The 25467-nt window shown below is 66.5% G+C and carries 29 protein-coding genes; 23 read left to right on the top strand and 6 right to left on the bottom strand.

Annotated elements, in window-relative coordinates; translation table 11 throughout:
* Positions 1-24: 24 nt before the first annotated feature.
* From YWC_RS0122650 to YWC_RS0122595, 12 genes are all read left to right on the top strand, one after another.
* Positions 25-1728, top strand: a complete 1704-nt coding sequence (locus tag YWC_RS0122650) for a GspE/PulE family protein (RefSeq protein WP_027867440.1) — start codon at positions 25-27, stop codon at positions 1726-1728.
* Positions 1728-2969, top strand: a complete 1242-nt coding sequence (locus YWC_RS0122645; RefSeq protein WP_027867439.1) for a type II secretion system F family protein — start codon at positions 1728-1730, stop codon at positions 2967-2969. The genes YWC_RS0122650 and YWC_RS0122645 overlap by 1 nt, the downstream gene beginning before the upstream one ends.
* On the top strand, positions 2969-3472 hold the full coding sequence (locus YWC_RS0122640) for a hypothetical protein (protein WP_027867438.1): 504 nt from the start codon (positions 2969-2971) through the stop codon (positions 3470-3472). The genes YWC_RS0122645 and YWC_RS0122640 overlap by 1 nt, the downstream gene beginning before the upstream one ends.
* A gap of 46 nt (positions 3473-3518) precedes the next feature.
* A complete protein-coding gene (locus tag YWC_RS34130) occupies positions 3519-4016 on the top strand; it encodes a prepilin-type N-terminal cleavage/methylation domain-containing protein (protein WP_027867437.1) in 498 nt (165 codons plus the stop codon).
* A 136-nt stretch (positions 4017-4152) separates the two neighbouring features.
* On the top strand, positions 4153-4320 hold the full coding sequence (locus YWC_RS33040; RefSeq protein ID WP_156923846.1) for a hypothetical protein: 168 nt from the start codon (positions 4153-4155) through the stop codon (positions 4318-4320).
* A gap of 132 nt (positions 4321-4452) precedes the next feature.
* On the top strand, positions 4453-5388 hold the full coding sequence (locus tag YWC_RS0122625; protein WP_027867436.1) for a type IV pilus biogenesis protein PilM: 936 nt from the start codon (positions 4453-4455) through the stop codon (positions 5386-5388).
* On the top strand, positions 5385-6032 hold the full coding sequence (locus YWC_RS0122620; protein WP_027867435.1) for a hypothetical protein: 648 nt from the start codon (positions 5385-5387) through the stop codon (positions 6030-6032). Before YWC_RS0122625 ends, YWC_RS0122620 begins: the two co-directional genes overlap by 4 nt.
* Positions 6029-6739 (top strand): type II secretion system protein M, encoded by a 711-nt coding sequence (locus YWC_RS0122615; protein ID WP_027867434.1) that lies wholly within the window; start codon positions 6029-6031, stop codon positions 6737-6739. The genes YWC_RS0122620 and YWC_RS0122615 overlap by 4 nt, the downstream gene beginning before the upstream one ends.
* Complete coding sequence (locus YWC_RS0122610; RefSeq protein ID WP_084416535.1) at positions 6736-7092, top strand: hypothetical protein; 357 nt, start codon at positions 6736-6738, stop codon at positions 7090-7092. The genes YWC_RS0122615 and YWC_RS0122610 overlap by 4 nt, the downstream gene beginning before the upstream one ends.
* A 26-nt stretch (positions 7093-7118) precedes the next feature.
* Positions 7119-8888, top strand: a complete 1770-nt coding sequence (mshL, locus tag YWC_RS0122605; RefSeq protein ID WP_027867432.1) for a pilus (MSHA type) biogenesis protein MshL — start codon at positions 7119-7121, stop codon at positions 8886-8888.
* Positions 8888-9778: an ExeA family protein gene (locus YWC_RS0122600; RefSeq protein WP_027867431.1), complete on the top strand. Its 891-nt coding sequence runs from the start codon at positions 8888-8890 to the stop codon at positions 9776-9778. Before mshL ends, YWC_RS0122600 begins: the two co-directional genes overlap by 1 nt.
* A complete protein-coding gene (locus tag YWC_RS0122595; protein ID WP_036215523.1) occupies positions 9775-10845 on the top strand; it encodes a tetratricopeptide repeat protein in 1071 nt (356 codons plus the stop codon). The genes YWC_RS0122600 and YWC_RS0122595 overlap by 4 nt, the downstream gene beginning before the upstream one ends.
* 121 nt (positions 10846-10966) lie before the next feature.
* Here the strand turns inward: YWC_RS0122595 and YWC_RS0122590 are convergent, their stop codons facing one another.
* Both YWC_RS0122590 and YWC_RS0122585 read right to left on the bottom strand, forming a co-directional pair.
* Complete coding sequence (locus YWC_RS0122590) at positions 10967-12124, bottom strand: pyridoxal phosphate-dependent aminotransferase (RefSeq protein ID WP_027867429.1); 1158 nt, start codon at positions 12122-12124, stop codon at positions 10967-10969.
* Positions 12125-12149: 25 nt separating this feature from the next.
* Positions 12150-12617, bottom strand: a complete 468-nt coding sequence (locus YWC_RS0122585; protein ID WP_027867428.1) for a putative toxin-antitoxin system toxin component, PIN family — start codon at positions 12615-12617, stop codon at positions 12150-12152.
* Between the two features lie 34 nt (positions 12618-12651).
* On the opposite strand from YWC_RS0122585, the gene yaaA reads away from it, so the two are divergent.
* Entirely contained in the window at positions 12652-13422 is a 771-nt protein-coding gene (gene yaaA, locus YWC_RS0122580) for a peroxide stress protein YaaA (protein WP_027867427.1), read from the top strand.
* A 43-nt stretch (positions 13423-13465) separates the two neighbouring features.
* On the opposite strand, the gene YWC_RS30425 is transcribed toward yaaA, so the two are convergent.
* Positions 13466-14302 carry an outer membrane protein assembly factor BamD gene (locus YWC_RS30425; protein WP_036215522.1) on the bottom strand — a complete coding sequence of 279 codons (837 nt, stop codon included), beginning with the start codon at positions 14300-14302 and terminating at the stop codon, positions 13466-13468.
* Between the two features lie 97 nt (positions 14303-14399).
* On the opposite strand from YWC_RS30425, the gene YWC_RS0122570 reads away from it, so the two are divergent.
* Positions 14400-15407: an RluA family pseudouridine synthase gene (locus YWC_RS0122570; protein WP_051306671.1), complete on the top strand. Its 1008-nt coding sequence runs from the start codon at positions 14400-14402 to the stop codon at positions 15405-15407.
* Entirely contained in the window at positions 15407-16183 is a 777-nt protein-coding gene (pgeF, locus tag YWC_RS0122565) for a peptidoglycan editing factor PgeF (RefSeq protein WP_027867425.1), read from the top strand. Before YWC_RS0122570 ends, pgeF begins: the two co-directional genes overlap by 1 nt.
* Positions 16184-16208: 25 nt before the next feature.
* On the opposite strand, the gene YWC_RS0122560 is transcribed toward pgeF, so the two are convergent.
* The gene (locus YWC_RS0122560; protein ID WP_027867424.1) at positions 16209-16433 is read right to left on the bottom strand and encodes a hypothetical protein; all 225 of its coding nucleotides are present in this window, start codon (positions 16431-16433) and stop codon (positions 16209-16211) included.
* 55 nt (positions 16434-16488) lie between these two features.
* Between YWC_RS0122560 and phaC the strand changes: the two genes are divergently transcribed.
* From phaC to YWC_RS0122540, 4 genes are all read left to right on the top strand, one after another.
* Entirely contained in the window at positions 16489-18246 is a 1758-nt protein-coding gene (gene phaC, locus YWC_RS0122555; protein ID WP_027867423.1) for a class I poly(R)-hydroxyalkanoic acid synthase, read from the top strand.
* A gap of 239 nt (positions 18247-18485) precedes the next feature.
* A complete protein-coding gene (phaR, locus tag YWC_RS0122550) occupies positions 18486-19049 on the top strand; it encodes a polyhydroxyalkanoate synthesis repressor PhaR (RefSeq protein WP_027867422.1) in 564 nt (187 codons plus the stop codon).
* Positions 19050-19183: 134 nt separating this feature from the next.
* Positions 19184-20635, top strand: coding sequence for a 30S ribosomal protein S12 methylthiotransferase RimO (rimO, locus tag YWC_RS0122545; protein WP_211238993.1), 1452 nt, complete (start codon positions 19184-19186; stop codon positions 20633-20635).
* Complete coding sequence (locus YWC_RS0122540) at positions 20632-21795, top strand: cystathionine beta-lyase (RefSeq protein WP_027867420.1); 1164 nt, start codon at positions 20632-20634, stop codon at positions 21793-21795. The genes rimO and YWC_RS0122540 overlap by 4 nt, the downstream gene beginning before the upstream one ends.
* Before the next feature lie 140 nt (positions 21796-21935).
* On the opposite strand, the gene YWC_RS0122535 is transcribed toward YWC_RS0122540, so the two are convergent.
* Positions 21936-22298, bottom strand: coding sequence for a DUF4870 family protein (locus YWC_RS0122535; protein ID WP_027867419.1), 363 nt, complete (start codon positions 22296-22298; stop codon positions 21936-21938).
* A 118-nt stretch (positions 22299-22416) separates the two neighbouring features.
* Positions 22417-22854, bottom strand: a complete 438-nt coding sequence (gene trxC / locus YWC_RS0122530; RefSeq protein WP_027867418.1) for a thioredoxin TrxC — start codon at positions 22852-22854, stop codon at positions 22417-22419.
* Positions 22855-22959: 105 nt separating this feature from the next.
* On the opposite strand from trxC, the gene YWC_RS0122525 reads away from it, so the two are divergent.
* The 4 genes from YWC_RS0122525 (at position 22960) to YWC_RS0122510 (ending at position 25429) form a co-directional block, all read left to right on the top strand.
* The gene (locus tag YWC_RS0122525; RefSeq protein ID WP_051306670.1) at positions 22960-23760 is read left to right on the top strand and encodes a DUF72 domain-containing protein; all 801 of its coding nucleotides are present in this window, start codon (positions 22960-22962) and stop codon (positions 23758-23760) included.
* Positions 23754-24536, top strand: a complete 783-nt coding sequence (locus tag YWC_RS30420) for a Mut7-C RNAse domain-containing protein (protein WP_051306669.1) — start codon at positions 23754-23756, stop codon at positions 24534-24536. The genes YWC_RS0122525 and YWC_RS30420 overlap by 7 nt, the downstream gene beginning before the upstream one ends.
* A 4-nt stretch (positions 24537-24540) precedes the next feature.
* A complete protein-coding gene (locus YWC_RS0122515) occupies positions 24541-24957 on the top strand; it encodes a hypothetical protein (RefSeq protein ID WP_027867416.1) in 417 nt (138 codons plus the stop codon).
* Positions 24958-25039: 82 nt separating this feature from the next.
* On the top strand, positions 25040-25429 hold the full coding sequence (locus YWC_RS0122510) for a cupin domain-containing protein (RefSeq protein WP_027867415.1): 390 nt from the start codon (positions 25040-25042) through the stop codon (positions 25427-25429).
* The last annotated feature ends 38 nt before the right edge of the window (positions 25430-25467 follow it).

The raw sequence follows: 25467 nt of genomic DNA, 5'->3' as shown, positions 1-25467 counted from the left end.
AAGCAATAACAACAAGGGATGTTCATGGCAAGGCCGGAAAAAATTCGCCTCGGCGAGGTGCTGATCCAGCAGAAACTGCTGTCGGAAGAGCAGCTCGAGCAGGCGCTCGCGGACCAGAAGCGTACCGGGCGCAAGCTCGGCCGCGTGTTCGTCGAGAGCGGCTTCGTCACCGAAGACCAGATTTCGGGCGCGCTGGCGCGCCAGCTGAACATCCCCTACATCAACCTCAAGTTCTACAACATCAACGCCGAGCTGGTGCGCCTGCTGCCGGAAACCGCCGCGCGCCGTTTCCGCGCCCTGGTGCTGGAAGACCGCCGCGAGACCCTGCTGGTAGGCGTGTCCGACCCGACCGACCTGTTCGCCTATGACGAGATCGCGCGCCTGCTGCGCAAGACCGTCGAGCTGGCGGTGGTCAACGAGACCGAGGTGCTGGGCGCGATCGACCGCATCTACCGCCGCACCGGCGAGATCACCGGTCTGGCGCGCGAGGTCGAGCAGGACCTGGGCGACACCTCGATCGACTTCGGCGCACTGGCCGCCAACCCGGGCCTGGAAGAGGCGCCGATCGTCAAGCTGCTGCAGTCGGTGTTCGACGACGCGGCCCAGGTGCGCGCCTCGGACATCCACATCGAGCCGCAGGACGGGCGCCTGCAGATCCGTTTCCGCATCGACGGCGTGCTGCACCTGCAGACCGAGGCCGACATCAAGGTGGCCACGCCGCTGGCCCTGCGCCTCAAGCTGATGGCCGACCTCGACATCTCGGAAAAGCGCCTGCCGCAGGACGGCCGCTTCGCGGTCAAGGTGCGCAACCAGCGCATCGACGTGCGTATCTCGACCATGCCGACCCAGTACGGCGAGTCGGTCGTCATGCGACTCCTGAACCAGGGCGGCACCACGCTGCGCCTGGACGCGATCGGCATGCCGGCACGCATCGTGGAGCGCTTCCGCGCGCTGGTGCAGCGTCCCAACGGCCTGGTGCTGGTCACCGGCCCCACCGGCAGCGGCAAGACGACTACCCTGTACAGCGCGCTGTCCGAGCTGAACTCGATGGAGAAAAAACTCATCACGGTCGAGGACCCGGTCGAATACCGCCTGAAGGGCGTGAACCAGGTCCAGGTCAACGACAAGATCGAGCTCTCGTTCGCGCGCGTGCTGCGCTCGGCGCTGCGCCAGGATCCGGACATCGTGCTGGTCGGCGAGATGCGCGACCAGGAGACCGCGCAGATCGGCCTGCGCGCCGCCATGACCGGCCACCTGGTGCTCTCGACCCTGCACACCAACGACGCCGCCTCGACGCCGCTGCGCCTGATGGACATGGGGGTGCCGCGCTACATGGTGGGCGGCTCGCTGCAGGCGGTGCTGGCCCAGCGCCTGGTGCGCGTGATCTGCGAAAGCTGCTCCACGCCTTACCAGCCGACGCCGGCGGAGACCAACTGGCTGCGCGCGGAACTGGGCGAACGCGCCGCCACGACGTCCTTCTTCCACGGCAAGGGCTGCTCGCACTGCAACGGCACGGGTTTCCGCGGCCGTACCGGCGTCTATGAACTGCTCGAGATGACGCGCGCCGTGACCGAGGCGGCGAACCACCCGGATCCCTCGCACTTCCTGAAGGTGGCACATGCCGAGATGGGCGGCGAGACGCTGCGCCGCCATGGCGTGAGCCTGGCGGTGCAGGGCAGGACCACCATCGCCGAAGCGATGCGCATCAGTAACCAGTACGAAGACTGATGCCTTATTTTTCCTACAAGGCGCGCAATGCCGCCGGCGAACTGCTGCAGGGCATCCTCGAGGGCGCCGACAGCGGCGCGGTCGCCGACCAGCTGTTCGGCAGCGGCGCCACGCCCATCGAGATCAACCCCAGCCGCAAGGGCCCAGCCTCCAAGGACGGCGGCGAAGGCTGGCTGGCGCGCCTGCAGGAAAAGAAGGTCACCTCGATGGACGTGCAGCTGTTCAGCCGCCAGATCTATACGCTGCTCAAGTCCGGCGTGCCGATCATGCGCGGCCTGGCGGGCCTGCAGGAATCGGCCATCAACAAATCCTTCGGCAAGGTGATCAGGGACCTGCGCGAGTCGCTCGATTCGGGCCGCGAACTCTCAAGCGCGATGACGCGCCATCCGAAGGTGTTCAACACCTTCTACCTGTCGATGGTGCGGGTGGGCGAGATGACCGGCCGCCTGGAAGAAGTCTTCCTGCGATTGTTCGACCACCTCGAGTTCGATCGCGACATGCGCGAGCGGGTCAAGACCGCGATGCGCTACCCGACCTTCGTCGTGATCGCGATGGCGATCGCGATGGTGATCGTCAACGTGTTCGTGATTCCGCAGTTCGCGGCGGTGTTCAAGTCCTTCAATGCCGAGCTGCCCCTGATGACGCGGATCCTGCTGTCGACCTCGAATTTCACGGTCGCCTACTGGCCCGCGATGGCGGCCATGCTGGGCGGCGCCGTGTTCGGTTTCAAGGCCTGGGTGGCCACGCCCAAGGGTCGTCTGGCCTGGGACAAGCACAAGCTGCGCCTGCCGATCGCCGGCAAGATCATCCACAAGGCGACCATGGCGCGCTTCGCCCGCAGCTTCGCGCTGTCGACCCGCAGCGGGGTGCCGATCGTGCAGGCCCTGACGGTGGTCGCGCAGACTGCCGACAACGCCTACCTCAGCTCGCGCATCGAGGGGATGCGCGACGGCGTCGAGCGCGGCGAGAGCATCCTGCGCACCTCGATCGCCGCCAATGTGTTCACCCCGATCGTGCTGCAGATGATCGCCGTGGGCGAGGAGTCCGGCTCGCTCGACGACCTGATGGACGAGATCGCGCAGATGTACGAGCGCGAGGTCGATTACGAGCTCAAGACCCTATCGAGCCAGATCGAACCGATCCTGATCACCTTCCTGGGTGTGATGGTGCTGATCCTGGCGCTGGGCATCTTCCTGCCGATCTGGGACCTCGGCAAGGCGGCGCTACACGGAGGCAAGTGATGCTGCCCGCCCGCATGCGCGGGGCGACCCGCTTCGAGTTCGCGGTCTGCGTCGTGGTGACGGGCCTGCTGGCGGGCGTGCTGCTGGGCCGGCTGCTCGAGTGGCGTGCGCAATCGGAGCGGACCGCCGCCTACCACGTGGTGGGCGCGCTGCGCACGGCGCTGGCGGCGCGCGAGGCCCAGCTGCTCACGGCGGCCGGCAAGGACGCCGCATTAAAACTATTGCAAGAAAATCCGATGAGCTGGTTGCTCAGGCAGCCAGCCAATTACCTCGGCGAATACTACTCGCCCGACCCTGAGATGTTGCGGCGCGGCGCCTGGTTCTTCGACCGGACGGATCGGACCGTGAATTATGTGCTAAGTAACGACACTTTTTCTTCTGAGACATCTAACTTGCTTAAGTTCAAGGTAGAATTATCGAGTTCGACTCATCCGGCCGAAAGCGGGCGGAGCGGTAAGCACGGGGCACTGGTCATCGACGAAGTCGGCGCCGGGCCCAAATAAATCAAGACCGCGGGCTCACCCGCACACCTTCAACGGAGAGAATTACATGAACAAGTATTCCAGCAAGAGCGCGCAGGGCGGCTTCACCCTGATCGAACTGATCGTCGTGATCGTCATCCTGGGCATTCTGGCCGCGACTGCGCTGCCGAAGTTTGCCGACTTGAGTGGCGATGCACGCGCCGCCAGCTTGAAAGCGGCGAAAGGTTCGCTCACTTCGGCAGCAGCAATGATCCACGGGAAGGCGCTGGTAGCCAATGTCACCACCGGAACGGTGGATATGGAAGGCACCACTGTTACCCTGATCAATGGCTATCCGGCTTCTGCGTCCCAGACAAACGCGCGCGCGTTCGCCACTGCCGCCGGCCTCAACGAAACCGAATTCACGTTCACCTTTACCGGTAACGGGCTGACGGTCGCTCCGAAGGGCGTGAGCGCTGCGAATGCCGCCACCTGCTCGGTGACCTACACCCCGCCAACGGCTCTCGGCCAGGCTCCGACCTACACGGACAACGCCGATACGAACGGCAAATTCATCTGCGGTTGATGGACGAAGCGCCTGTCAGCGAAAGCGCCGTCGAATCGATAGCGTGGTTGGCGGGCGTCAACTGATCCGTGCTTCCCGGCACCGCGTGTCTCCGCTCGCCCCTACCTGAGCAAACAGCCGCGCCCATGGCTTCACGATGGTCGAACTGATCATCGTGAAGCTCCCCATCGGCATCCTTGGAGCGGTCGCCGCCGGCCGCTTCTTCGACCGCAGCGGCCCCTTCACCTATACCTGCGAAGCGCGCCCGGACAGCGGCAAGGGCCAGTCCAAGCGTCCGCTAATCTACCTGCGCGCGCCGTATTGACAACGAAACGTGGCAAAGCAGAGCGAAAACTGCCAGTTTTGAGGGCAGGGGCCACTTTTTTGTGATCGCTTCCAGCTCGGCTTGAATATAATCAAGTCTTTGCCGTATTGAATTATTTCCGCGATCCCGTGCATGCGTTTCTTTAAAAGAGCAAAGAAAAAAGATGGCTGGCTGACCATCGCCGTCCTGGCGGATGGCGTGGCCGCGACCAGCGTCAAGCCGGTCGCTGAAGGCATGCCTTCCGTGCGCTTTGCTCATTTCTTGCCGGGCAAGCCGGATGCGGCCGTGCTGGAAAAGGCCGCGCGCGAGGGCCAGGCGCATGCCTACCGCTGCCTGACCCTGCTCGGGCCGGGCGAATACCAGCTCATCAACCTCGAAGCGCCGAACGTGCCGCGCGAAGAGTTGAAGACCGCAGTGCGCTGGCGCCTGAAGGACATCCTCGATTTCCCGGTCCTTGAGGCCACCGTCGACGTGCTCGACATCCCGGTCGACGCCGGCCAGGTGCGTGCCCAGCAGTCGGTGTTCGTGGTGGCGGCGCGCAATACCGTCATCAAACCGCGCCAGCAATTGTTCCTGGATGCGAAGATCGGGTTGGAAGTCATCGACATCCCGGAAATGGCGCAGCGCAATATCTCGGCACTGATCGCGCCCGAAAACCGCGGTGTGGCCATGCTCTCGTTCGGCGCCGAAGGCGGCCTCCTGACCGTGACCTGGCGTGGCGAGCTCTACCTGTCGCGCCGGATCGACGTCACGCTCGACCAGCTGCTCGAGCCCGACCACGAGCGCAAGCACGCCAGCTTCGACCGCATCACCCTCGAGCTGCAGCGCTCGCTCGACAACTTCGAGCGCCAGTATTCCTTCATCAGCATTGCCAAGCTGGTGCTCGGGCCCAGCAAGGTGAGCGGCCTGGACGACTACCTGTCGAGCAACCTGTACACCCCGGTCGAGACCCTCGACCTGGCCTCGGTCTTCGACCTGGGGCGCACGCCCGAGCTGCAGGACCAGGCCGTGCAGGGGCGCTTCTTCATCCCGCTGGGCGCCGCGCTGCGCACGGAGGCGGCGCCATGAGCCAGCAGATCAACCTGTTCAACCCGGCGTTCCAGCCGCAAAAGAAGGTCTTTACCGCGGCCACGATGGCGCTGTCGCTGCTGGTGCTGGTGGGCGGCATCGCCGCGCTGGCCAGCTACGGCCGGATGCAGACCGCCAGCCTGCAGGCGCAGGCCCGCGCCGGCGCCGTGCAACTGGAGCGCAAGCAGGCGCGCCTGGCCAGCGTGAACCTCGACTTCGCACCGCGCCAGAAGAACAAGGACCTCGACGCCGAGATCGCCGAGGCCCAGGCCCAGCTGGCCGCGCTGCGCGACATCTCGCGCGTGATCGAGCGCGGCGAGCTGGGCGACACGGCCGGCTATGCCGGCTACTTCAAGGCCCTGGCGCGCCAGAGCATCGCCGGCCTGTGGCTCACCGGGGTGAGCGTCTCGGGCGGCGGCAGGGACATCGGCATCCGCGGCCGTACCACGGACCCGGCCACGGTGCCAGGCTACCTGGCGCGCCTGACCGGCGAACCGCTGATGCAGGGCAAATCCTTCGCCAGCCTGTCGATCAGCCAGCCGGCGAAGGTGGACACGGCCGGCGCCGACGGCAAGCCCGACGTGGCAGCCGTACCCTGGGTCGAATTCAGCCTGCAATCGGTTCCCGAGGAGCCGCGCATATGAAGGCGCGCGTCCTCGCACTGATGGCGCGCATCGATGCGCTCACGCTGCGCGAGCGCGGCCTGCTGTTCGCGGCCGTCGCCGCAGTGATCGTTTTCATCGGCCACAGCATGGTGCTGGGACCGATCTACCGCGAACAGGACCTGCTGCGCCGCCAGATCAGCCAGCAGCAAAACAACCTGATCGGCATGGACGGCGAAATCGCCGCCAGGGTCCAGGCCTTCCAGGTCGATCCGGACGCGCCGGCGCGCGAGAAACTGCAGGCCATCCAGCAGGAAACCGCCGCGCTGGGCGACTCGCTGCTGGCCATGGAGCACGGCCTGGTGCCGCCCGAGCGCATGGCGCCGCTGGTCGATACCATCCTGCGCGCCAACGCACGCCTGAAGCTGGTGTCGATGCGCACGCTGCCGGTCGAATCGATGTCCTCGCTGGGCGCACAGGCGGCGGGGACTCTGGCGCCGCCTGCCGCCGAAAGCAGCGCCGCGACGTCCGGCCAGGCGCCCGCCCCGGTGCTGCTGTACCGCCACGGCGTCGAAGTCACCGTGCGCGGCAATTACCTCGACATGGTCGATTACATGAGCGCGCTCGAAGCGATGCCCACCCGCCTGTTCTGGGGCAGGGCGCAGCTCGACGTGGAAGCGTACCCGGCCGCGCGACTGACGCTCACGCTGTATACCCTGAGTCTGGACCGCAAATGGATGAAGCTGTGAAAAAACTGACCCTCACCCTGGGCCTGGCAGGCCTGCTGGCCAGCCTTCCGGCTGCCGCGCAAGCGCTGGCCGACCCGACCCGTCCGCCGGCTGCGCTGGATGGCAGCCGGCTGGACGGCGCCGGCGACGGCCTGCCGCGCCTGCAATCGGTCCTGATCGCGCCGCGCGCGGGCGGACGCCACGTCGCCGTGATCGACGGCGAGACGGTGCGCCTGGGCGGGAGCTTCCGCGGCGCGCGCGTGGCCCGCATGACCGAGAACCAGGTCGAGCTGGTGCGCGGCCGCGAACGCCAGGTGCTGCGCCTCGACCCGGCGGACAGCACGGCCGCCGGCATCACGCCTGCCGCCCAATGACGAATCGCTCGATGCCACGGACCATGATGAACAAGCTCTCCTTGACCAGCGCCGCCGTCGCCGGCGCGCTGCTGCTCTCCGGCTGCCAGACCAGTTCGCAGAACGAGACCTATGACGCGATCGGCAGGGAGATGGCCAAGGCCCAGGCCAGGCCCGCCGCCGCGCCCGCGGTCGACGATGCCGTCGCCGCGGCGCTGCTGCCGCCGGCAAGTGCGCTGGCCAGCCAGCTGCCCAAGGCTAGGGCCGCGCTGGAGGAGCGCTTCAACGTTGCGTTCAACAATGTGCCGGCGCAGCAGTTCTTCCGCTCGATCGTGGCCGGAACCCGCTACAACATGCTGGTCCATCCCGAGGTCTCGGGCAACATCAGCGCCAACCTGAAGGACGTGACCATCGCCGAGACCCTGGAAGCGATCCGCGAGATGTACGGCTACGATTACAAGATCGACGGCACCCGCATCACGATCCGTCCGCTGACGATGCAGACCCGGATGTTCCAGGTGAACTACCTGACCGCCAAGCGCCGCGGCACCTCGAACCTGCGCGTCAGCTCGACCTCGGTGGCCGACGCCGGCCGGGACGGCACCGGCAGCCGCAACAACAGGGGCGCCGGCAACAACCAGGGCAACGACGGCGGCCAGAACACGCTCGGCGGCGGCAACGTACAGACCGACAGCACCGACATCCGCACGACCTCGGACAACGATTTCTGGAGCGAGCTGAAGGCCGCGCTGGAAGCCATCGTCGGGCCGAAGGAGGGCGGGCGCAGCGTCGTGATCAGCCCGCAGTCGGGGGTGCTGGTGATCCGCGCCATGCCGGAAGAGCTGCGCAGCGTCGACGCCTACCTCAAGGCCACCCAGCTGGCGGTGGACCGCCAGGTGATCCTGGAAGCCAAGATCCTCGAGGTGGAGCTGAACGACAGCTTCCAGAGCGGCATCAACTGGGCCTCGTTCGCCTCGATCCGGAGCTCGCACCCGAACCGGGTCTCGGGCGGCATGATCGCCCCGGGCGCCAACCTGGCGCCCTTGCCCTACACCGGCGGCCAGCCGCCAGTGATCAACAACGGCCAGGGCCTGGCGGCGAGCACCGGTTTCTCGCTGTCGAACGCGGCCACCGCGGCCGGGTCGCTGTTCGGCTTCGCCTTCCAGACCAATAACTTCGCGGCCCTGATCTCCTTCCTGGAATCGCAAGGCCAGGTGCACGTGCTGTCCAGCCCGCGCGTGGCGGCGATGAACAACCAGAAGGCGGTGCTCAAGATCGGCACCGACGAGTTCTTCGTCACCGGCGTCACCAACACCGTCAACACCACCGACAACGGCACCACCAATACCCCGAGCGTGACCCTGCAGCCCTTCTTCTCGGGCGTGGTGCTGGACGTGACGCCGCAGATCGACGACAAGGGCAACATCCTGCTGCACGTGCATCCCTCGGTGAGCCAGGTCTCCACGGTGACCAAGAACGTCGACCTCGGTTCGGCCGGCACCTTGACCTTGCCGCTCGCGGCCTCGGCCACCTCGGAGCTGGACAGCTACGTGCGCGGCCAGAGCGGGCAGGTGGTCGCGATCGGCGGCCTGATGCGCCAGGTGTCGAGCGGCGACGTCGACCAGCTGCCGGGCGCGAGCAAGGTACCGGTGCTGGGCGCGCTGTTTCGCAACAAGACCCGCGTCAACCAGAAGCGCGAGCTGGTGGTCCTGATCAAACCCACCATTGTCGACGGCGCCAACGACTGGAGCCAGGACCTGCTGGACGCGAGCCGCCGCATCGAGGCGCTGGATCCGCGCACCCGGGAGCGCCGCTGATGTACGCGGCCCACTTCGGCCTGCGCGAGCCGCCCTTCGGGATCACCCCGGACACCAGCTTCTTCTTCGGCAGCGCGCGTTCGCAGGAAGCGCTGAACACGCTCTTGGTAGCGGCGCGTGGCGGCGAAGGCTTCATCAAGATCACGGGCGAGGTCGGCACCGGGAAGACCCTGCTGTGCCGCAAGTTCATGGCGACGCTGGGCGAGGGCTTCGTGACCGCCTACATCCCGAACCCCTACCTGGAGCCGCGCACCCTGATGCTGGCCCTGGCCGACGAGCTGGAACTCGATCTCGCACGCGATGTCGACCAGCACCAGGTGCTCAAGGCGATCAACCTGCGCCTGCTCGAACTCGCGGGCCAGGACCTGCGCGTGGTGCTGTGCTTGGACGAGGCACAGGCGATTCCGGTGGAGAGCCTGGAAGCCCTGCGCCTGCTCACCAACCTGGAAACCGAGAAGCGCAAGCTGCTGCAGATCGTGCTGTTCGGCCAGCCGGAACTGAACCGCAAGCTGGAACTGGAATCGATCCGCCAGCTGGCCCAGCGCATCACCTTCCACTACCATCTGGGCGCGCTCAGCCGCGACGACATGGACTATTACGTGGCGCACCGCCTGCGGGTGGCCGGCTTTACCGGCGCGCGCCTGTTCTCGCGCGCGGCGATCCGCGGGCTGTACCGCGCCAGCGGCGGCGTGCCGCGCCTGGTGAACATCATGGCCCACAAGGCCTTGATGCTCAGCTACGGCGAGGGCAAGCGCGAGGTGGCGGGCAGCCACGTGGCGACGGCGGCGCGCGACACGATCGGCGTCCAGCGCACCATCTGGACCTGGCTGCTTGGCGGCGCCGCGGTGTTCTCGACCGCCGCCGGCCTGGCATGGGTGTTCGCGCGATGAGTCTCATCAACCGGATGCTGCAGGACCTGGACGCACGCGCCGGACAACCGGGGGCGGCGCCGCTGCCGTCCGACGTGCGCCCGGTGCCGGCGCCCGAGCGCGGCTGGCCATTGAACGGCGTCGCCATCGCCGCCGGCGTCGCGGCAGTGGTGACGGCTGCCGGCTTTGCCGGCTGGCGCTTCCTTGGGCCGAAGGCGACTCCGGCGCCGCTGGCGCTTGCGGTTCCGGCCGCAGCACCGGTGCCCAAGCCGGCAGCGCCTGCCGCGGTCGTGCCGGTCGTGGCCTTCGAGGTCCCGGTAGCCCCGCGCCAGGACCTGGCTGCCCCCGCTGCGCCCGTGGCCGAGGCAGCGCCGCGAGACGCGCCGGCACCGGCAGCGAAGCCTGCCGCACCCGTGGCGGCCAAGGCTGCGGCCAAGCCTTCCCATCCGGTCGCAGCCAAGCCTGCCCGAACTGCGGCTGCGAAGCCCGTCGCCCCCGCGAAGGGCGGCAGGGAAGAGACGCCGGCGCAGCGCGCCGAGAATGCCTACCGGCGCGCCCTGGCCAGCCTGGAGGACGGGCGCGTCACCGAGGCCATCGCCGGCCTGCAGGCGGCCCTGAAGGTGGACCCGCGCCACGAGCCCGCACGCCAGACCCTGGTGGGCCTGCTGGTCGAGGCCAAACGGCTTGATGAGGCCATGCGCCAGCTGCAGGCCGGGCTCGCGCTCGACCCGGCCCAGCCGGCGATGGCGATGCTGCTGGCGCGCCTGCAGATCGAGCGCGGCGGCTCCGGCATCGAGACCCTGATGCGCAGCCTGCCGCATGCGGCGGGCAACGGCGACTACCACGCGTTTCTCGCCGGCGCGCTGGCGCGCGAAGGACGCCAGCGCGAGGCGGCCGAACACTATGGGGCTGCCTTGCGCACGGCGCCGCAGAACGGGGTGTGGTGGATGGGCCTGGGCATCTCGCTGCAGGCCGAGAAGCGCAACCTGGAAGCGACAGGGGCGTTCCAGAAGGCGCTCGACAGCGGGACCTTGTCGGGTGAGCTGCAGGGGTTCGTGGAGCGCAAGCTGAAGCAGCTGGGCCGCTAGGCTTGCTTTGGTAGGGTGTGCGGCTTTGCCGCCCACGCGTTCAACCGCAGCCTATCTACCGATTCATCTGATCTAGAGGTAACTATCACCGCGTGGGCGGGAAACCCGCCCACCCTACGGGTCACAGGCGGCTCAGGGTCTCGAGGGCCTTCATCAAGGTCTCATCCTTCTTCGCGAAGCAGAAACGCACGATCCCCGATTCGGTCGGCCGGCTGTAGAAGGCCGACACCGGAATCGCCGCCACCTTCGCCTCCACCGTCAGCCACCTGGCGAATTCCGCCTCCGGCAGGTCTGATATCGCGCCGTAGCGCACGCACTGGAAATAGGTGCCGCTTGATTCCAGCAGCTCGAAGCGCGAGCCGGCCAGGCCGGCGCGGAACAGGTCGCGCTTGTGCTGGTAGAAGCCGGGCAGCTCCAGGTAGGGCGCCGGATCCTCCATGTAGGCGGCGATCCCGTGCTGCATCGGCGTGTTCACGCTGAACACATTGTACTGGTGGACCTTGCGGAACTCGCGCATGAGCGAGGCCGGGGCGGCCACGTAGCCCACCTTCCAGCCCGTGACGTGATAGGTCTTTCCGAAGCTCGAGACCACGAAGGCGCGTTCGGCCAGCACCGGGTGACGCGACACCGAGGCATGTTCCTCGCCGTCGTAGACCATGTGCTCGTACACCTCGTCGGACAGCACCAGGATCTCGGTGCCGGCCACGATGGCGGCCAGCGCCTCTAGGTCGGCGGCGCGCAGGATCGAGGCGGTCGGGTTGTGCGGCGAGTTCACGACGATCATGCGGGTGCGCGGCGTGACCGCGGCGGCCAGCAGGTCCCAGGGCACGCTGTAGCCCGCGCTGTCCAGGCGCATGGCCACCGGCACGGCGCCGCCGCCGGCGAGCGCGATGGCGGGCAGGTAGCAGTCGTAGGCCGGCTCGATGACGATCACTTCGTCGCCCGGATGCACGCTGCACAGGATGGCCGACTGGATCGCCTGCGAGGCGCCGTTGGTGACCGTGATTTCACTAAGCTCGTCGTAGCGGCGGCCGTACAGGCGCTCGAGCTTGGCGGCGATCGCCGCGCGCAAGGCCGGGATGCCGGTCATCGGCGCGTACTGGTTGTGGCCCGCGCGCATGGCCCCGTTCACGAGGTCGAGGAGCTTCGGGTCGCAGCCGAAGTCGGGGAAGCCCTGGCCCAGGTTGACGGCGCCGTGTTCGAGGGCGAGCTGCGACATCTGGGTGAAGACGGTGGTGCCCACGGCGGGCAGGCGGGTCGGCAATGCGGGAGTGCTCATGATGGCGTAGAAGATGGCGATGCTGTCATTCTAGCGTGCTGGCCTGCCGGGCCTTGAGCCAGGCCTCGGGCTGCATGATCTTGAACAGGCCTTCGCGCGCGGTGCGGCGGCCCAGCTTGAGCAGGGCCTTGTCCTTGGTGACCAGCACCTCGGCCTCGGCGTCGCGGGCGATCTCCAGGAATTTCTGGTCGTCGCGGTCGGTGCAGACCGGCAGGCGCACGTGCCTGGCGTCGGGCGCCACCACGCGCAGCAGGGCGTCGAAGCGCTCTGCCGCCTGGGCACGGCTGCTGTCGTCGAGCGGCAGGTGCGGGTAGTTCAGGACGGCGCGATATTCGTCGCGGCAGTCGGCACGCGTCACGGCAATCAGCTCGCCCGACTCGAGCGCCGCCAGCAGCGGGACAAAGCGCGGGTCGCAGAACACGAACAGGTCGAGGCAGACGTTGGTGTCGATGACGATGGGTTTCACTGAGGTCGTGGGCAAAGCAGGTATCATGTAGGAAATTTTTCTAGTAAAGCAGTTTGAACCGATGCTGATTGTCCTGTCGCCCGCCAAATCCCTCGACCTCGAATCCCCAAGCACCACCAAGGAAGCCACCACCCCGGATTTCATCCCGCACGCCGCCGAACTGATCGAGGTGCTGCGCAGCTATTCGCCCGGCCAGGTCGCCGAGCTGATGGACCTGTCCGACAGCCTGGCCATGCTCAACGTGTCGCGTTACGCGCACTGGAGCGAAGACCACCTGGATGCGCGCCAGGCCATCATGTCCTTCAACGGCGACGTCTATGCGGGGCTGGACGCGCGCACGCTCCCACCTGCGGCGATCACCTACGCCCAGCGCCACCTGCGCATCCTGTCGGGCCTGTATGGCCTGCTGCGTCCGCTGGACCGCATGCATCCGTATCGCCTGGAAATGGGTACGCGCCTGAAGAATCCGCGCGGCGGCAATCTCTACGCCTTCTGGGGCGAGCGCGTGACGCAGGCGCTCAACGCCCAGCTGGCGCAAATCAAGGCGGGAGCCCTGGTCAACCTGGCGTCGGAAGAATACTTCAAGTCGGTCAAGCCCAAGCTCCTGGAGGCGCCGATCATTACGCCGGTGTTCGAGGACTGGAAGAACGGCAAGTACAAGATCATCTCGTTCTTCGCCAAGCGCGCCCGCGGGCTGATGGCGCGCTATGCGGCCGAGCACGGCATCCGTGACCCGCAGCAGCTCAAGGACTTCGACGTCGACGGCTATGCCTTCGACGCGTTGGCTTCTAGCGAGACCAGCTGGGTGTTCCGCCGCCGACAGGCGGCATGAAGGGGCTGGGCGCGGCCGGATCGCCCAGCCGCGCCCGGCCTGCTTACTGTACCGCGTCCTTCGGCGAAGCCTTCGGACCCGATTTCGACCAGAAGCGCCACCACGGCGCGTCGCCCGCGGCGTTCGGGTTCAGGAAGCGGCTGTTCGGATAGTTCAGCACCAGCACGCGCTGCGTGTCGTCGCGCAGCACCGGCATGCCGAGCTTGTCGTAGGAGCGCATCATGAGGAACAGGGCTTCCTCGCGCGCCGGCGCGTCGCTGTATTCCTGCACGGCCAGCTGGGCGCGGTTGAGCGCGGCCAGGAAGGCGCCGCGGCGGTAGTAGTAGTTCGCCACGTGCACTTCGTACTGGGCCATGGCGTTGACCAGGTAGTTCATGCGCGCGATCGAATCGTCGCGGTATTTACTGTTCGGGAACTTGTCGACCAGGGCCTTGAAGGCGGCAAAGGCTTCGCGGGTGGCCTTCGGGTCGCGCTCGGTCGGGTCCTGCTCGTAGATGAAGCTCAGGAAGCCGATCTGGTCGTTGAAGTTGATCAGGCCGCGCAGGTAATACATATAGTCGACCTGGGCGTGGTTCGGGTGCAGCTTGATGAAGCGCTCGACCGCCGCCAGCGCCTCGGCCTGGTCACCCGCCTTGTAATGGGCGTAAGCAATTTCCATCTGCGCTTGCGCAGCATAGGTGCCGAAGGGGTAGTTCGATTCGAGCTGCTGGAACAGCTTGATTGCCGCTTCGTAGTGGCCGCCGTTCATCTCATCGCGTGCCTCAGCGTATAATTTCTCCGCTGTCCAATTTTTACTGGCGTCATCCGCCTTCGGCAAGATGTTGCAAGCGGACAGACTGAGGGCGAAAGCGACGACCAGCACAGACAATTTTTTTTGCATAGCTCTTTGCAAGAAAGTTTTACCTAGATTCAACGAACGGCTGATTATAGCCGATGGGACTCACGTGATATTAACTCCTGCGCCGAATTCGGCGGAAATGCCTGTAGACTCTGACCTCGACGATGAGATCGGGTTCGAACTCCCCGCCGGTCCGGACCTCTCTCCGATCACCCTGCAGCTCACGCCCGAGGTCTGCGGCCAACGCCTCGACAAGGTCATCGCCGGCCTGGTGCCCCAGTTCTCGCGCAGCCGCCTGCAGCTCTGGTTCGAAGGCGGCTTCGTCAAGGTCGACGGCAAGCCGGCGCGCGGCAAGGACACCGCCTACGGCGACGAAACCGTGCTTATCGAACCGCAGGCGGCGCCCGAAGACACGGCCTTCGCGCCCGAGCCCATGCAGCTTTCCATCGTCCACGAGGACGAGGACATCATCGTCATCAACAAGCCGGCCGGACTCGTGGTCCACCCGGGCGCCGGCAACTGGTCGGGCACCTTGCTCAACGGTTTGCTGCACCATTGCCCGCAACTGGTGGGCGTGCCGCGCGCGGGCATCGTGCACCGTCTCGACAAGGACACCAGCGGCCTGATGGTGGTCGGCAAGACCCTGGCGGCGCAGACCGACCTGGTGCGCCAGCTGCAGGCGCGCACCGTCAAGCGCGAGTATTTCGCGCTGGTCTGGGGCACGCCGCAGCTGTCCGGCACGATCAATGCCTCGATGGGCCGCCACCCGCGCGACCGCGTCAAGATGGCGGTGTCGACGGGCATGTTCGGCAAGCCCGCCATCACCCATTTCAAGCGCGTCGCCGAAGGCAACCTCGACCGCCGCCCGGTGAGCCTGGTGCGCTGCAGCCTGGAGACCGGCCGCACCCACCAGATCCGCGTCCACATGCAGCACCTGGGCTTCGCGCTGGTGGGCGACGCCGTCTACGGCAAGCAGCACCTGGTGCCGGTGTTCCACCGCCAGGCCCTGCAGGCGCGCCGCCTCGGCCTGGTGCATCCGGGCACGGGCGCACCCTGCGAATGGACCGTGCCGCTGGCCGCCGACTTTGCCGAGCTGATCGCCAGGGCCGGGATCGAAGAGCCAGGTGACGAGGACAGCGAGGAGTGATGGACCGCTGCGCTCTGGTATGGCCGGACTGGCCCGACCTGCCCGGGAACGTCGGCGCACTGGCCACCAGCCGTGACGGCGGCGTGAGCCAGGGCCCGTACGACGACGGCAAAGGCGGCGGTGGCCTCAACCTCGGCATGCACTGCGGCGACGATCCCGAGGCCGTGCGCGGCAACCGCGAGCGATTGCAGGCCTGGCTGCCGGGCCGTCCGGCCTGGATCGCCCAGGTGCATGGCGCCGACGTGGTCGACGCCTGCACGGTGGGACCAGGCCAGCCGGTGCGTACCGGCGACGCCAGCGTGACGGCCGAGCCGGGCGTGGTGTGCGCGATTCTCACCGCCGACTGCCTGCCGGTGCTGTTCGCCGACCTCGAGGGCAAGGTGGTCGGCGCGGCCCACGCCGGCTGGCGCGGCTTGGCCGGCGGCGTGCTGGGCGAGACAGTGCGGGCGATGCGCGCCCTGGACGCCGGCGAGATCACCGCCTGGATGGGGCCGGCGATCGGCCCGCAGGCGTTCGAGGTGGGCGAGGATGTGCGCGACGCCTTCCTGGCCGCCATGCCGGGCGAGGCCACCCTGGCCGCGTTCAAGCCGAAATTTGACCAACCGGTAAAATTTTTGGCCGACATGTTCACGCTGGCGCGCCTGATGCTGGCGCTCGATGGCGTGACCCGCGTCCATGGCGGGGGCATGTGTACCTTCAGTGCGCCGGAGCGTTTTTATTCCTACCGCCGTGATCACGTCACGGGCCGCCAGGCCAGCTTGATCTGGCTCAAGTGAGCCTGCGGGCTCGGGGGCAGAATGTTCAGTCGCCCGCGCCGCCCGACGCGTCGTTCGAAGCCGCTGCCGCGTTGCTCCGGGCCAGCGCTTCGCGCCGCGCACGCCGTCGTTTTGACCCTGTGAGATAAAAAAGAATGGATAATGGCAGGGCGCAATAGAACAGGAACGTCATCACGCCGTGCACCACGGTCGGTTCGGTCGCTGCCATGAGGGCAACGACATAAATCCAGGCAACGGCGACGATCCACATGAGCTTTCCCCAAGGTTTTTATTCTGTACCCCGATTCTAAACAACGGACGCTGACATGAACATGCCTGACCCCCAAGCTTTTGCCGCCTCCTGGATGAGCCAGTTCACCGACCCGAGCGTCTGGCAAGGCTGGATGACGATGCCGGCCATGACCCCGCCCGCCGCCGGCGCCAATGCCTTCGGCGCCAACCCCTTGGCCGGCGTGCTGAAGGACTTCGGCGCCGGCATCGCCCCGGCGAAGCTGGAAAGCATCCGCGACGACTATCTCAAGAAGGCCGGCCAGTTGTGGCAGGATTTTGTCAGCGGCAAGACGCCCGAGATCCACGACCGGCGCTTTTCCAGCTCCGAATGGCGCGAGCACCCGCTCTCGAGCTTCTCGGCCGCGTCCTACCTCTTGAACTCGGAATTCATGCTGGCCCTGGCCGACGCCGTCGAGGCCGGCCCGCGTGAGCGCCAGAAGATCCGCTTCGCGGTCCAGCAGATGGTCGACGCCATGTCGCCGGCCAATTTCTTCGCCACCAATCCGGAAGCGCAGAAAAAGCTGATCGAGACCAAGGGCGAGAGCCTCACCAAGGGGCTGACGAACCTGCTGGCCGACCTCCAGAAGGGCCGCATCTCGCAGACCGACGAATCGGCCTTCGAGGTCGGCCGCAATGTCGGCACCACGCCGGGCCAGGTGGTGTTCGAGAACGAGCTGTTCCAGCTGATCCAGTACACGCCGAGCACGCCGAGCGTGAAGGCGGTGCCGCTCCTGATGATCCCGCCGTGCATCAACAAGTTCTACATCCTCGACCTGCAGCCGGAAAACTCGCTGGTGCGCTACGTGGTGGAGCAGGGCAACACGGTGTTCATGGTGTCGTGGCGCAACCCGGACCGCAATCTGGCCAAGGCAGGCTGGGATGACTACGTCGAGACGGGCGCGATCAAGGCGATCGAGGTGGTGCGCGAGATCAGCGGCCAGGACAAGACCCATGTGTTCGGCTTCTGCGTCGGCGGCACGATCGCCGCCACCGCGCTCAGCGTGCTGGCTGCGCGCGGCCAGCAGCCGGCCGCCAGCCTGTCCCTGCTCACCACCTTGCTCGACTTCCAGGACACCGGCGTGCTGGAAGTCTTCGTGGACGAGGCCCAGGTGGCGCTGCGCGAGCAGACCCTGGGCGGCGGTGGCCTGATGCCGGGCCGCGACCTGGCCACGACCTTCTCGGCCCTGCGCCCGAACGACCTGGTGTGGAACTACGTCCAGCAAAACTACCTCAAGGGCAAGGAACCGCCGGCCTTCGACCTGCTGTACTGGAACGCCGACAGCACCAACCTGCCGGGCCCGATGTTCTGCTGGTACCTGCGCAATACCTACCTCGAGAACAAGCTCAAAGTGCCGGGTGCCCTGAGCGTGTGCGGCGTGCCCGTGGACCTGGGCAGGATCGACTGTCCGGTGTTCCTGTACGGCTCGAAGGAAGACCACATCGTGCCCTGGGAAGCGGCTTTCGCCTCGATGAATCTTCTCAACCCGAAGAACGCGAAGGCCAACCGCTACGTGCTGGGCGCCTCGGGCCACATCGCGGGCGTGATCAATCCGGCGTCAAAGAACAAGCGCAGCTACTGGGTCAACGACAAGGCGGGCAAGTCGCGCCCGAAGACGGCCGAGGCCTGGTTCGCAGGTGCCAGCGAGCAGAAAGGCAGCTGGTGGCCGGAGTGGGCCAGGTTCCTGGCGCAACATGGCGGCGCGGACGTGCCGGCCCCGAGCGCGTTCGGGAACGAACGCTACCAGCCGCTCGAGGCGGCGCCGGGACGCTACGTCAAGGCGCGTGCGGACTGAACGCATCCCTGTACGGCGGGTGGCTTTCCAGTCGCTGTACATATCAAAATCATCACGTTAGTTTGTAGTCTAATAATTGCTGCACCTGCGCGCGGGTCGTGGTATGGTGTGGGCTTGTCCGTCCGTAAGGCAATAAAATTGCCGCGCGGCACGGCCCACGGGCCGGGTTTTCTGGTGACCAATCACGAAAAAATAGCGTGCGGTCCACGCTACCGCAACGCACAACGATGAGACATGAGATGAGCAGTGTGAAAAAGAGTGCTGAACGCCTGATCAAGAAATACCCGAACCGCCGTCTGTACGATACCCAGACCAGTTCCTACATCACCCTGACCGACGTGAAGCAGCTGGTGCTCGACGCCGACGAATTCACCGTCGTCGATGCGAAGACCAACGAAGACCTGACCCGCAGCATCCTGCTCCAGATCATCCTGGAAGAGGAGGCCAACGGCATCCCGATGTTCTCCAGCTCGGTGCTGGCCCAGATCATTCGCTACTACGGCCACGCCATGCAGGGCATGATGGGTTCTTACCTGGAAAAGAACGTGCAGGCCTTCACCGACATTCAGAACAAGTTCACCAGCAACGCCGCCGGCGCCCTCGAAGGCAAGCCCTTCAGCCCGGAAATGTGGACCCAGTTCATGAACGTCCAGGGCCCGATGATGCAGGGCATGATGAACAACTACATCGACCAGTCGAAGAACCTGTTCCTGCAGATGCAGGAGCAGATGCAGAACCAGAGCAAGGCGATGTTCGGCGCCTTCCCGTTCCCGGGCATGACGCCGCCGAACGACAAGAAGTAATCAGCCTAGCAAGAAGTCGTCTTTTCGAGACATCCGCCGGCCCGGTCCCGGGCCGGCAAACATCCCCCCAGGTTCCACCGGCACACCCGCTTCGGGTACAATCGCGGATTGCCCAGATTCCTTGTCGTCCGCCCATGACCGAACTTCGTCGTATTCCCGTTGCCTCCGCCAACACCGCTGCCGCCGTCGCCGAAGCAGCCGCGCCGCTCGTCATCCCGAGCCCGGCCGCCGGCACGGTCGCGCCCAAGGTCGGCTTCGTGTCGCTCGGCTGCCCGAAGGCGCTGGTCGATTCCGAGCAAATCCTGACCCAGCTGCGCGCCGAAGGCTACGAAACCGCCAAGTCCTACGACGGCGCCGACCTCGTGATCGTCAACACCTGCGGCTTCATCGACGCCGCGGTGCAGGAATCGCTCGATGCGATCGGCGAGGCCCTGGCCGAGAACGGCAAGGTCATCGTCACGGGCTGCCTTGGCGCCAAGAAGGACGCGGACGGCGCGGACATCATCAGCAAGGTGCACCCGAAGGTGCTGGCCGTGACCGGCCCGCACGCGGTCGCCGAGGTGATGGAATCGGTCCACCTGCATTTACCGAAGCCGCACGACCCCTTCGTCGACCTGGTGCCGGACCACGGCGTGAAGCTGACTCCGAAGCACTACGCCTACCTGAAGATCTCGGAAGGCTGCAACCACCGCTGCAGCTTCTGCATCATCCCGTCGATGCGCGGCGACCTGGTCTCGCGCCCGATCCACGAGGTGTTGCAGGAAGCCGAGAACCTGTTCAAGGCCGGCGTGAAGGAACTCTTGATCATTTCGCAGGACACCAGCGCCTATGGCGTGGACGTCAAGTTCCGCCTGGGTTTCTGGAACGGCCGCCCGGTCAGGACCCACATGACCCAGCTCACCGAGGAACTGGGCAAGATGGCGCGCCAGTACGACGCCTGGGTGCGCATGCACTACGTCTATCCGTATCCGCACGTCGACGGGGTCATCCCCCTGATGGGCGACGGCCACGTGCTGCCTTACCTCGACATCCCGATGCAGCACGCCCACCCGGACGTCCTCAAGCGCATGAAGCGCCCGGCCAGCGGCGAGAAGAACCTCGACCGCATCCTGGCATGGCGCAAGATGAATCCGGACCTGACCATCCGCTCGACCTTCATTGCCGGCTTCCCGGGCGAGACCGAGGAAGAGTTCGAATACCTGCTGGACTTCCTGCGTGAAGCGCAAATCGACCGCCTCGGTTGCTTCGCTTATTCTCCGGTGGAGGGTGCGACCGCCAACGAGCTGGCCAACCCGGTGCCGGAAGCCGTGCGCGAAGAGCGCCGCGCCCGCGTCATGCTGCTGCAGGAAGAGATTTCTCTAAAGCGCATGCAGGCCAAGGTCGGCAAGACCATGCGCGTGCTGGTCGACGAGGTCGGCGCCCGTGAAGCCATCGGCCGCACCGCCGCCGACGCGCCGGAGATCGACGGCGTGGTCCACATCAAGCGCGCCCTCCAGCCGGGCAAGCCGAAGCCGCAAGTGGGCCAGTTCATCGACGTGGTGATCACCCGCGCCGACGCCCACGACCTGTGGGCCACCGTGGCATGAGCAGGAAGAGCGTCCAGACTTCCCTGATCCACAGCGACTACCAGGTGCCTGGCGGTTTCGACGCCTTCCCACCTGGCGTGCACCGCGCCTCGACGGTCCTGTTCGAGAACGTCGCCGCGATGCGCTCCGGGCAGTGGAAGGACAAGAGCGCCTACACCTACGGCCTGCACGGCACGCCGACCACCTTCACGCTGGAAGCGCGCCTGGCGCAAGTCGAGGGCGGCGAGCACTGCCTGCTGGCGCCTTCCGGCCTGTCGGCGATCGCGATGATCAACTTCGCGCTGCTCAAAAGCGGCGACGACGTGCTGCTGCCCGAGAACGTCTACAACCCGAACCGCGAATTGGGACGTTGGCTGTCCCAGGATTTCGGCGTCAGCGCCCGTTTCTATGACCCGATGGTGGGCAGCGGCATCGCCGAGTTGATCCAGCCGAACACCAAGCTGATCTGGACCGAGGCGCCGGGCTCGGTCTCGATGGAAGTGCCCGACCTGCCGGCCATCTGCAGGGCCGCGAAGGAGAAGGGCGTGCCGGTCGCGCTCGACAACACCTGGTCGGCCGGCCTGGCCCTGCGCGGTTTCGACGCCGGCGCCGACATTGTGATGCACGCGCTGACCAAGTACCAGTCGGGCGGCGCCGACCTCCTGATGGGCGCCGTGATCACCCGCGACAGTGCGCTGAACGAACGCCTGGCGCAGGCCCACATGCGCCTGGGCCTGGGCGTCAGCGCCGACGATGCCTACCTGGTGATGCGCGGCCTGCCCACCATGAAGCTGCGCTTCGAGGCGCACGACCTGGCTGCACGCCAGGTGGCGGCCTGGCTCAAGGCGCGCCCGGAGATTGCCAAGGTGCTGCACCCCGCCTTCGAGGATTGCCCCGGCCACGAGAACTGGAAGCGCGACTTCCAGGGAGCAGGCGGCCTGTTCTCGGTGCTGTTCGACCCGCGCTATACCGAGGAACAGACCGACCGCTTCGTCGACTCCCTGCAGCTGTTCGGCCTCGGCTACAGCTGGGGCGGCCCGAACAGCCTGGTGATGCCTTACCGGATCCGGGCGATCCGCAGCCAGTGGCAGGAGCAGGGCGTGCTGGTGCGTTTCAACATCGGCCTGGAAGAGACGGGCGACCTGATCGCGGATATCGAGCAGGCGCTGGCCAAGCTGTAAGGGCTGGTTTCTGTGACGTCCTTCGGTGTGCGCTGGACGGCAACGACAAGTGTGTAAAAGGGACGTTCGCGGTGCTGCGAACGTCCCTTTTTGCATTCCGGCTGCGAGGCGGGCACGCCGCCCCGCACATCAAGCCGGCATCAGACCGGCATCGGCCGGTTGCTGTTCAGGTCGAGGAAGCCGCGGATGATGCGGTAGGCGGCCCACAGCCAGGCGGCGCCCCACACGAGCAGGGCGATCGGGATGGCGATGATGGTGATCGCCAGCACCCAGGCGAGGACCGACCAGACCAGGTACCACCAGAAGGCCCGGATCATCCAGGTGTGGTGCGAGTACACGATGGTGCCCTGGGTCTCCGGACGCTTGACGTAGTTAACGATCAGCACCAGGAGCGACAGCATGCCGGCCGAGAACAGGAAGGTCAGGGCGTGGGCGATGTACAGGATGCGCGCGAACTGCTTGGCGTCCTCGGTTCCGCGATCCATTACCAGGTCTTGCGACATCAGTTTTCTCCTTAGAGGAACACGGGAACGCCCCGTACGCGACGATTGTAGCAGCGAGTGCTGCCGTTTTGCCAACATGAGGGCCGTCGGCGGTTTCTTCAAGACCGGCTCTGCGGTTTCACCTCAGCTGCGATTCGACCCAGGCGACCAGGCGGCCGGCATCCATGGCTCCGGACTGGCGCGCGAGTTCGCGGCCGCCGCGGAACAGCGCCAGGGTCGGGATGCTGCGGATCGCGAACTGTGCCGCCAGGTCCTGGCTGCGCTCGGTATTGACCTTCAGCAGGCGCAGCGCCGGCTCGAGCCGCTGCGCCGCCTGGGCGAAGTGCGGCGCCATCATCTTGCAGGGACCGCACCACTCGGCCCAGAAATCGACCAGCACCGGGATGTCGTTGCGCCCGACGTGTTTCATGAAGCGCGCGCTGTCGACCTCGAGCGGGCGCCCCGTAAACAGGGCCTGGGCGCACTTGCCGCACACGGGCGCATCGCGCAGGCGCTCGGGCGCCAGCCGGTTCACCGCATCGCATTGCGGGCAGACGATATGGATCGGTTCGCTCATCGGGTTCTCCTTCGTTGATACACCCCGATATTGTAAGCCGAACATCATGCGCCGCCCGCGCGGCGCGTTTCGTAGAATGGAGCCATTGCCATCTTTGCCATGCTTATGACAGCTCATTCAACAGCGGATGCAAACCTGCCAGGCCGCCTGCTGGTCGGGTGTGCCGGCTGGAGCCTGCCCAAGGCCGATGCCGCTTCCTTCCCCGTCGAAGGCAGCCACCTCGAACGCTACGCCGCCGTGTTCCCCATGGTCGAAATCAACTCGTCCTTCTATCGTCCGCACCGTCCGGCGACCTATGCCAAGTGGGCCGCCTGCGTGCCCGACGACTTCCGCTTCGCGGTCAAGGTGCCGCGGGCGATCACGCACGACGCCCGCATGGAAGACGTCGAACCGCTGCTGGTGCAGTTCGCCGCCGAGGCAGGGGAGCTGGGCGAGAAGCTGGGCTGCCTGCTGGTGCAACTGCCGCCCAAGTTCGGCTTCGTCGACGAGACCGCGCGCAGCTTCTTCCGCCAACTGCACGCCATCTTCGGCACTACGGTCGCGTTCGAGGCGCGCCATCCGAGCTGGTTCTCGGACGCGGCGACCGAGCTCCTGGTGGAGAGCCGCGTCACGCGCGTGATCGCCGACCCGGCGGCCGGGCAGCCCGGCCCGCATGTGCCGACCAGCAGCGACGCGGTCTACGTGCGCCTGCACGGCACGCCGCGCATCTACTACTCCAGGTACTCGCCGGAGTACGTCGAGTCGGTACGGCGCGAGCTCGACCGCCAGCGGGCGGCCGGGCGCACCTGCTGGTGCGTGTTCGACAACACCGCGGCCTTCGAGGCCGTGCCGAACGCGCTGCAGCTGCTGCACGGCGTCGACGGGCAGGTGCTCGACGAGTCCGCCATACCGCCGGCGCCATGGTGACCGCCAGCTTTCGCTTCTACGACGTGCTGGGCGACTTCCTGCCGCGCGAACGGCGCGGGCGCGCGTTCAGCACGCCTTGCGCGCGCGAGGCCACGGCCAAGCACATGATCGAGGCGCTGGGCGTGCCGCATACCGAAGTCGAGCTGCTGCTGGTCAACGGCGTCTCGAGCGGCTTCGAGCACCTGTTGCGCGAGGGCGACCGGGTGGCGGTTTACCCGGCCTTCGGGGTGCTCGACGTGCGCCCGCTGCAGCGCCTGCGCCCCTTGCCGGAAGGCCGTCCGCGTTTCGTGGCCGACGCCCACCTGGGCGCGCTGGCGCGGCTGCTGCGCATGGCCGGCTACGACACGCTCTACGACAACCATTACCACGACGACGAGATCGAGCGCATCGCGCGCGAGGAAGGGCGGATCCTGCTCACGCGCGACCGCGCGCTGCTCAAGCGCCGCAGCGTCGAACACGGCTGCTACCTGCACGCGCTGGCGCCGGAAGCCCAGCTGCGCGAACTGTTCGCGCGCCTGCGCCTGGGCCCCGGGATGCGTCCCTTTTCGCTGTGCCTGCACTGCAACCTGCCATTGCGCCCGGTCGCCAAGGCGATGGTGCTTGAGCGCCTGCCCCCGCGGGTGGCGCAGCTGCACGAGGAGTTCACCACCTGCGGGCAATGCGGCCGGGTGTACTGGAAAGGCTCGCACCATGCGCGCATGGCAGCCCTCCTGCAGGGCGTGGCGGCGGCTCCGGCTGATGTAGAATTGCCGCCGACCCCTGACTCCCATCCATGACAGCGTGAGCGAGCACCTTCCGCCGTTTCCTTTCCCCGTCCGCACGGAGTGCCCGCCGGGCGCCTGCGTGTGCGAGCGCGACCGTGTCATGGCCGACCCGCAGGCCGACCACCGGCCTCTCGCCCTGACCCGCCAGCAGGAGCAGAAGCTGGTCGAGCGCATCGAGCGCGTGAGCAGCTACGAAGACCTCAAGCACGTGCAGGAACTGATCCGCAAGAACCTGGGCGCCGAACTGCGCATCGCACCGGGCCCGAACGAGGTGCGCACCGTGCGCGGCATCATCGTGGTGTTGGAAGAGAAGCCGGGCTTGTGCAAGAAGGCGCGGCAATCGGTGCCGGCGGCGGTGCGCCGCTGCCTGACCGAGCACCCCGAGATCGCCTATGCGCTGCTGGATGCCCACGACCTGTTCGGTTCCCGCTAGCGCCGTCGTACGCGTTTTGTTTGGCTCTTATACAATGTGGACGAGGCGGCAACAGCCGTGCGCATTTATCAGGAGAAAAGTAATGTCGGGCTACAGCATCAATATCGAAGAGAAAACCCTTGCCGGAAACAACTTCCGCGAGGTGCTCTACACCACCCAGCGCAGCCAGCTGGTCATCATGACCCTGCAGCCGGGCGAGGAGATCGGCCTCGAGCACCACGAAGGCCACGATCAGTTCATCCGCGTCGAAGCGGGCGAGGGCGTCGCGATCCTGGACGGCGAGGAGCACAAGCTGGAAGACGGCGTCGCGGTGGTGATCCCGGCCGGCACCGAGCACAACGTCATCAATACCTCGCAGACCGAGCCGATGCGCCTGTACACCCTGTACACCCCGCCGGAGCATCCGGACGGCATCGTCCACGCCACCAAGGCGGAGGCGGACGAGTACGAGCGCCAGCACCACGGCCACTGATCCGGGCCTCGCCCATGAAAAAGGCCGGCATCCCTGCC

Source organism: Massilia alkalitolerans DSM 17462, assembly GCF_000427785.1.
Taxonomy (GTDB): Bacteria; Pseudomonadota; Gammaproteobacteria; order Burkholderiales; family Burkholderiaceae_D; genus Telluria; species Telluria alkalitolerans.
Note: the sequence above shows the minus strand (reverse complement) of the source record. Positions and strands in the feature narration are given on the sequence as shown.

Excerpts from the sequence above, each read along its gene's own strand:
- yaaA (WP_027867427.1), top strand. The coding sequence starts at position 12,652 with ATGCTGATTGTCCTGTCGCCCGCCAAATCCCTCGACCTCGAATCCCCA.
- YWC_RS0122600 (WP_027867431.1), top strand. The coding sequence starts at position 8,888 with ATGTACGCGGCCCACTTCGGCCTGCGCGAGCCGCCCTTCGGGATCACC.
- rimO (WP_211238993.1), top strand. The coding sequence starts at position 19,184 with ATGACCGAACTTCGTCGTATTCCCGTTGCCTCCGCCAACACCGCTGCC.
- YWC_RS0122540 (WP_027867420.1), top strand. The coding sequence starts at position 20,632 with ATGAGCAGGAAGAGCGTCCAGACTTCCCTGATCCACAGCGACTACCAG.
- YWC_RS0122535 (WP_027867419.1), bottom strand. The coding sequence starts at position 22,298 with ATGTCGCAAGACCTGGTAATGGATCGCGGAACCGAGGACGCCAAGCAG.
- YWC_RS0122625 (WP_027867436.1), top strand. The coding sequence starts at position 4,453 with ATGCGTTTCTTTAAAAGAGCAAAGAAAAAAGATGGCTGGCTGACCATC.
- mshL (WP_027867432.1), top strand. The coding sequence starts at position 7,119 with ATGAACAAGCTCTCCTTGACCAGCGCCGCCGTCGCCGGCGCGCTGCTG.
- pgeF (WP_027867425.1), top strand. The coding sequence starts at position 15,407 with ATGGACCGCTGCGCTCTGGTATGGCCGGACTGGCCCGACCTGCCCGGG.
- YWC_RS0122560 (WP_027867424.1), bottom strand. The coding sequence starts at position 16,433 with ATGTGGATCGTCGCCGTTGCCTGGATTTATGTCGTTGCCCTCATGGCA.
- YWC_RS0122525 (WP_051306670.1), top strand. The coding sequence starts at position 22,960 with ATGACAGCTCATTCAACAGCGGATGCAAACCTGCCAGGCCGCCTGCTG.
- YWC_RS0122570 (WP_051306671.1), top strand. The coding sequence starts at position 14,400 with ATGCCTGTAGACTCTGACCTCGACGATGAGATCGGGTTCGAACTCCCC.
- phaR (WP_027867422.1), top strand. The coding sequence starts at position 18,486 with ATGAGCAGTGTGAAAAAGAGTGCTGAACGCCTGATCAAGAAATACCCG.
- YWC_RS0122585 (WP_027867428.1), bottom strand. The coding sequence starts at position 12,617 with ATGATACCTGCTTTGCCCACGACCTCAGTGAAACCCATCGTCATCGAC.
- YWC_RS0122590 (WP_027867429.1), bottom strand. The coding sequence starts at position 12,124 with ATGAGCACTCCCGCATTGCCGACCCGCCTGCCCGCCGTGGGCACCACC.
- YWC_RS33040 (WP_156923846.1), top strand. The coding sequence starts at position 4,153 with ATGGTCGAACTGATCATCGTGAAGCTCCCCATCGGCATCCTTGGAGCG.
- YWC_RS30420 (WP_051306669.1), top strand. The coding sequence starts at position 23,754 with ATGGTGACCGCCAGCTTTCGCTTCTACGACGTGCTGGGCGACTTCCTG.
- YWC_RS0122645 (WP_027867439.1), top strand. The coding sequence starts at position 1,728 with ATGCCTTATTTTTCCTACAAGGCGCGCAATGCCGCCGGCGAACTGCTG.
- YWC_RS0122640 (WP_027867438.1), top strand. The coding sequence starts at position 2,969 with ATGCTGCCCGCCCGCATGCGCGGGGCGACCCGCTTCGAGTTCGCGGTC.
- YWC_RS0122510 (WP_027867415.1), top strand. The coding sequence starts at position 25,040 with ATGTCGGGCTACAGCATCAATATCGAAGAGAAAACCCTTGCCGGAAAC.
- YWC_RS0122595 (WP_036215523.1), top strand. The coding sequence starts at position 9,775 with ATGAGTCTCATCAACCGGATGCTGCAGGACCTGGACGCACGCGCCGGA.
- YWC_RS30425 (WP_036215522.1), bottom strand. The coding sequence starts at position 14,302 with ATGCAAAAAAAATTGTCTGTGCTGGTCGTCGCTTTCGCCCTCAGTCTG.
- phaC (WP_027867423.1), top strand. The coding sequence starts at position 16,489 with ATGAACATGCCTGACCCCCAAGCTTTTGCCGCCTCCTGGATGAGCCAG.
- YWC_RS0122620 (WP_027867435.1), top strand. The coding sequence starts at position 5,385 with ATGAGCCAGCAGATCAACCTGTTCAACCCGGCGTTCCAGCCGCAAAAG.
- YWC_RS0122615 (WP_027867434.1), top strand. The coding sequence starts at position 6,029 with ATGAAGGCGCGCGTCCTCGCACTGATGGCGCGCATCGATGCGCTCACG.
- trxC (WP_027867418.1), bottom strand. The coding sequence starts at position 22,854 with ATGAGCGAACCGATCCATATCGTCTGCCCGCAATGCGATGCGGTGAAC.
- YWC_RS34130 (WP_027867437.1), top strand. The coding sequence starts at position 3,519 with ATGAACAAGTATTCCAGCAAGAGCGCGCAGGGCGGCTTCACCCTGATC.
- YWC_RS0122650 (WP_027867440.1), top strand. The coding sequence starts at position 25 with ATGGCAAGGCCGGAAAAAATTCGCCTCGGCGAGGTGCTGATCCAGCAG.